Source organism: Mesotoga sp. UBA5825, from assembly GCF_002432955.1.
GTDB lineage: Bacteria > Thermotogota > Thermotogae > Petrotogales > Kosmotogaceae > Mesotoga.
The window spans coordinates 1,736-3,428 of sequence record NZ_DJHG01000044.1 but is presented as its reverse complement, the minus strand read 5'-3'; the positions used below and the strand labels follow the sequence as shown (position 1 = coordinate 3,428).

General features: G+C 45.2%; 1 protein-coding gene. It reads right to left on the bottom strand.

The annotated features are described in order from the left end of the window. The coding region (locus B3N33_RS04510; protein ID WP_292592291.1) for a PIG-L family deacetylase at nt 1-1,131 on the bottom strand (1,131 nt) is incomplete at its 3' end. Between the last annotated feature and the right edge of the window lie 562 nt (nt 1,132-1,693).

Sequence of the window (1,693 nt, the reverse complement as noted above, 5' to 3'; positions counted from 1 at the left end):
GACTTCACGAGCCGCAGCCAGGAAATCCGCCTCTTTCATGGTTAGTCTTTCAATCAGCAATTCTTTGTTGGAGTCTGAGAGATTCGATCCCTCCGCAAACGCAATCATTTCTCTCACAAGTGACAGTCCTTCGAGAAGCTCATCGCCAATTCCCGTAGGATCCATCGCGTTGAATCCAGCCAGTATAGAGCTCGTGATGCCGTTCAATTTGAGTAGCATTCCATCTATCTTCGTGATTACCGAGAAGTCTCCCACTATACCGTTAGAAATGGCTTTCAAAGAAAAGTCCATGTGATCGAGCATACCAGTTTCTTCCATTCCGAAGACACTGCTCATCAATACATAGCTTGAGTAGGCATCTCCAGGTGTTCCTAGACTTCCGGCCATTCCCTGGCACTGATGGCTGCCACGCGCTATGCGTCCTATCTGGTTATAGGAGTAACCAAGAATATGGCTATACTCGCCGGTGTTGACTCGTATACCGCCGGAACCGGCCTGGTAGAACTTCTTGACCTGCCACACCTGAAGACCTGCTTCAAGCTGTTCCGGGTACATGTTAGGATCTGCGGCTGCCAAAACAGCTTCCGGTACGAGTTCGCCGCAAGCCTGGTGATGACCGTGACCGCCGGTTGGGGCGTGTCTGCCTAGCAGAATATCCGGTTTGTAGATTCTGATCAGTTCAACCAAGTTACCGACTATTGTCTCTCTGTCCCAGTTTGGATCGTTGAAAGTCTCTTCTGCTGTTTTCGAGTAGCCGAAATCGTAAGCGCCGAAATGTAGCTGTTTCCCCCCATCAATTACCCTTGCCGATGCCAGTTCTTGTGATCTCAAAACTCCAAGGGCATCGTAGAGTTCAGGTCCGATCTCGTTCTGACCACCCTGCCCCCAGTTGGAAACAAGGTAGTAACTCTCGAGATGTAGTCCCTTGGCCAAGTATGCAAGCATCCCGTTGTCTTCATCATCGGGGTGAGCACCAACCATAAACACCGTACCAAATACAGGGAGTTTCTGAAGCGCTAGTATTGTCTTTGCGAGACCTGTCTCCGGGATCGCCTCGAACACATAGCTTTTGGCAAGACCGGTGAAGATCATCAAGCACAAAAGAACGAGTAGAATCAACCCTCTTTTCATTCCCAATACCTCCTTTTTTGAAGCAACGCTTTCGGTTCATAACAGGGAACCTCTTTAGGAGAAGAACACGTTAGTAAAGTTGCCTAACTTATTGACAGTTTTATTATACCTTAACCAAAACTCACCACACAAATGAGACAATTATCATTCAAAGTAAATAACAAGGCATTTGGTGGTGCTTTGGTAAGAGAATAAGGTTTAATCGACCCGTTTTGTCTAACTACACTGTTGTCAAAGGATGCAAACCACAAATCGGGACAGACGTTTTTAGAGCATAACTGTCAAGAAGAACTGCTGAATATTTACAATGAAGAGGCTGTTTTAGAAATCTTACCACAGAGCATTTCACAGTAATAGAGTTTGTTATGAACAATCTAGTTCCTTCTTTTTATCTATAGGAGGGCGTTGTAGGTTCTTGTTTTGTAAATGGACAAGAATGGAAACACTAAATCATCAGTAAAGTGATAGAACTTTTACGACTCCCATTTCTTAGTGAAACCTTCCAATCAAGGAATCTCTTTACCAGTAGAGTCTTCGTGGATATTCAATCTCTTCTCCAAAA